The organism is Pseudomonas sp. EB271-G4-1 (genome assembly GCF_058791355.1).
Map to the genome: position 1 here is coordinate 1 of NZ_JBYTEO010000133.1, position 3,423 is coordinate 3,423.

At 62.6% G+C, this 3,423-nt stretch carries 2 protein-coding genes; one reads left to right on the forward strand and one right to left on the reverse strand.

What is annotated here, in order from left to right; all coding sequences use genetic code 11:
- Positions 1 to 187 precede the first annotated feature (187 nt).
- Entirely contained in the window at positions 188 to 1,279 is a 1,092-nt protein-coding gene (locus AC3WWR_RS30755; RefSeq protein WP_020799598.1) for a DUF1615 domain-containing protein, read from the reverse strand.
- A 43-nt stretch (positions 1,280 to 1,322) separates the two neighbouring features.
- On the opposite strand from AC3WWR_RS30755, the gene AC3WWR_RS30760 reads away from it, so the two are divergent.
- Positions 1,323 to 2,978, forward strand: a complete 1,656-nt coding sequence (locus AC3WWR_RS30760; RefSeq protein ID WP_331717103.1) for an FAD-dependent oxidoreductase — start codon at positions 1,323 to 1,325, stop codon at positions 2,976 to 2,978.
- Positions 2,979 to 3,423: the final 445 nt, after the last annotated feature.

The window sequence follows — 3,423 nt, forward strand, 5'->3', positions numbered from 1 at the left end:
CCGATGGCTCCGACCGCCTGCAAGGCAACACCGTCGCCGCCGATGGCTCCGACCGCCTGCAAGGCAACACCGTCGCCTGACCCCATCGCTGCACCGCACCCGCAAAAAGCCCGGCCTGATCAGCCGGGCTTTTTCATGCCTGTTAAACCTCGAAAGTCATACAGCGTGTGGACGTTCGCCAATATCTTCAGCCTGCCCGCGCCATGCAGCGCTTGTAACGCTCATCGACCCGCTTGGCAAACCAGGCAGTGGTGAGCTTGCGGGTGATTTTCGGGCTTTGCAGCACGATCCCCGGCAGTACCGCGCGCGGCAGGGAACGACCTTCGGCCTGTTCAGCCAAGGCGAAAACCCGTTGATAGAGCTCGCTGTCCTCGAACGCCAGCGTGTTGCCCTCCTCCAGTTGATCCCTGATCGTCGGATTGCGCATGCCCAACTGCTTGCCCAAGGTGCGCACCGCCAGCTCCGTGGTGCCAGGCATGATCGAACCGTAGCGGACCAGGTCGCCATCCAGCGCGAGCGGGATGCCCGAGGCCCGGCTCACGGCGTTCTGGAAGCCAGCATTGCGACTGGCGTACCAACCGGCATTGAAATCGGCGAAGCGGTACAACGGCTGCTTGTAGCTCGCCGGATAACCGAGCAGATGCGCGATGCCGAAGTACATGCCGCCGCGGCGGGTAAAAACTTCACGCCGTATCGAGCCTTCCACCGGATACGGATAGCTTTTGGCCTGCTGTTCGGCAAAGTCGATGCTGACCTGCATCGGCCCGCCGGTGTGCACCGGGTTGAAGCCTGCGAACAGGGTCTTGCCCATGGGCACCATGCCAATGAAGTCATCGAAAATTGCGCTCAGTTCCTTTTCGCTGCGGGCGGCGTTCAGCCGGTCGCTGTAGGTTTTACCGTTGGGCGAACTCACCCGCAGTGCACCGCTGACCAACAGTTGGGGGATATGCGCCTTGGCCGCCCGGCGATCGATCTCATCCCGGGCGATCTTGCCCAGCCCTGGCACGCCGGGATCCACCTGGAAAGTCGACTCCTGCTCGGTGACCGCCAGCACCGAACAGAGGTTTTGCGTGGTCGGTGCGATGTTCTGCGCAGCAAACGCGGCGTAGATGTCCGTGGCCCACCCTTGGCGATCGACGGTTTTGGCCGGCAGCAAGCGCACGATTTGCGCCTTGACCTCGGCGGGCTTGCGCGCCGCGGTTTCCTGGGGTCGCTGACTGCTGCAACCGGCCACCACCAGTAACGCGGTGATGCTCATGATCAATCGATGGGCTTGCATGTTGCTCCAGGGCGTTCGTTGAACCGGGTTAACCATACGATCAATGCATGGCGCAGGCTATGACCGTGGCGCGAACCCGGCTGTTCCTCAGGTGCCGATGAAAAACGCTGGCCGCTGCGCAAGGCTGGACCATACTTGCAGCACACGGCAAGAGGACGGGGTCATGCAGCGTAGCGATGTGTTGATCATCGGCGCCGGCCCGACGGGGCTGGTGCTGGCGCTATGGCTGAGCAAACTGGGGGTTCGCGTGCGGATCGTCGACAAGACTTCTGCACCGGGCACCACTTCACGGGCACTGGCGGTGCAGGCGCGCACGCTGGAGCTGTATCGCCAGCTGGACCTGGCCGACGCCATCGTACGCGACGGTCATCAGGTCGCGGCCGCCAATTTCTGGGTAAAAGGCCAGCCCGTGGCGCGCCTGCCGTTGAACCGCGTCGGTGAAGGCCTGACGCCCTACGCCTTCCTCGAAATATTCCCGCAGGACGAACACGAACGGCTGCTGATCGATCGCCTGCAAACCTTCGGCATCACGGTGGAACGCAACACCGAGCTCGAAGGTTTCGAGCAAACCGATGACGGCATCAGCGCCACGCTGCGCTTGCCCGACGGCCAACAGGAAACCTGCCAGGCCTGCTACCTGGCCGGTTGCGACGGCGCCCGTTCGATCGTTCGCAAGACCCTGGACACCGGTTTTCCAGGCGGCACCTACCAGCAGGTTTTCTACGTCGCCGACGTGCACGCCAGCGGCCCGGCGTTCAATGGCGAACTGCATGTGGACCTGGATGAGGCGGATTTCCTCGCGGTATTCCCACTGGCTGGCAGCGGCCGGGCACGCTTGATCGGCACCGTGCGCGACGAACGCGCCGAACAGGCGCAAACCCTGCAATTTGACGACGTGAGCAGTCGGGCCATCGAGCATATGCAGGTCAAGGTCGAACAACTGAACTGGTTCTCGACCTACCGCGTGCATCATCGGGTGGCGGATCACTTTCGCAGCGCACGCGCCTTCCTGTTGGGCGATGCCGCCCACGTGCACAGCCCCGCGGGAGGCCAGGGCATGAACACCGGGATTGGCGATGCCATCAACCTGGCCTGGAAACTCGCGGCGGTACTGAGCGGTGGCGCCGAGGCGAAATTGCTCGACTCCTACGAAACCGAGCGCATCGCCTTCGCCCGCAAGCTGGTGGCCACCACCGACCGGGTGTTCACGTTCGTTACCGCCGAGGGGCCCATGGCGGATGTGTTGCGCACGCGGCTGGCGCCCTTGCTGATTCCGAAAATGGCCTCGTTCGAAACCACCCGCGAATTCCTGTTCCGCACCGTGTCGCAAATCACCCTGAACTATCGCGCCATGCCCTTGAGCACAGGCGTTGCCGGGCAGGTGCATGGTGGCGACCGCCTGCCCTGGGCGCACGACGGTGAAGGTGACAATTTTGAATCGCTCAAATGCCCGACCTGGCAGGTGCATGTGTATGGCGACACCAGCGACGAGATGATCGCCTGGTGCCACGAGCACCATCTGCCGCTGCATGTGTTCAGCTGGCGCCCGGCATTCGAAACGGCCGGCCTTGGGCGCAACGGGTTCTACCTGCTACGGCCGGATACATACGTGGCGATTGCCGAAACCTGTTCGGACCCGAAGGTGATCGAACGGTATTTTCGCGACCGCGGGATCCGACCGTACTTTGGTGCGCCCTGATTTCAGGTTGGGGTATTTGGATTGGGTGTATATCCGTTGCTGCGGTAACGGCCACCTAGGGTTTCGCCCTTACGGCGAGTCACTTGGAAAAACGGAACGCCGCCCGGCCCTAAGTAACCAAGGGCTCTTGCCCCTGGCGTTCGGCCCCTCGCTGGGGCTCGGGGAACCCTCGCTCCGGCCTCTCGATGGGGCAAGAAAATCAAAAGCCAGATCAAGATCAAAAGCCAAAGCGAGGCGGCCTTAAAGCCGACCTGATCGGGAGCCGTGCGCATTGATCGTTCCCACGCAGAGCGTGGGAACGATCATTGGCGGTAACCGGAAAAGTCAGGTCTGCTTTAAGGCCGCCTCGCTTTTGATTTTGATCTGGATGCCCCGTTAACCACGATGGCCGAACGCAGGCATTGCGCAGTGGGGAAACCGGCAGGACGCCGGTTTGGCCGCGCTG

Excerpts from the sequence above, each read along its gene's own strand:
- AC3WWR_RS30755 (WP_020799598.1), bottom strand. The coding sequence starts at position 1,279 with ATGCAAGCCCATCGATTGATCATGAGCATCACCGCGTTACTGGTGGTG.
- AC3WWR_RS30760 (WP_331717103.1), top strand. The coding sequence starts at position 1,323 with ATGCATGGCGCAGGCTATGACCGTGGCGCGAACCCGGCTGTTCCTCAG.